The organism is Anaerotignum faecicola (genome assembly GCA_024460105.1).
Taxonomy (GTDB): Bacteria; Bacillota; Clostridia; order Lachnospirales; family Anaerotignaceae; genus JANFXS01.
On record JANFXS010000352.1, the window covers coordinates 1 to 428 of the forward strand.

1 protein-coding gene is annotated in these 428 nt (G+C 42.8%); it reads left to right on the plus strand.

Features of this window, described 5'->3' with window-relative positions:
- Nucleotides 1–41: 41 nt before the first annotated feature.
- The coding region (locus NE664_14335; protein MCQ4727813.1) for an IS110 family transposase at nt 42–428 on the plus strand (387 nt) is incomplete at its 3' end.

The window sequence follows — 428 nt, forward strand, 5'->3', positions numbered from 1 at the left end:
GGTACTTATCCATTGCAATAATCTTAAGGAGTGACAAATTTATGAACAGGAACGCAGTTGGTATTGATGTATCCAAAGGCAAAAGCATGGCCGCTATTCTTCGCCCTTATGGGGAAATTGTTTCCTCGCCCTTTGAAATCAAGCATACATCTGGTAACATCCAATCTCTGATTCAACAGATCAAATCCATCGAAGGGGAATCCCGCATCGTTATGGAGCACACCGGCCACTATTACAAGCCTCTGGCCCGTGAACTCTCTCTGGCAGGTCTTTTTGTGACTGCCATAAATCCTAAACTCATTAAGGATTTCGGAGACAATTCTCTCCGTAAAGTGAAATCGGATAAAGCTGATGCTGTAAAAATAGCCCGTTACACTCTTGACAGTTGGACGGAATTGAAACAATATAGTCTTATGGACGAAATACGC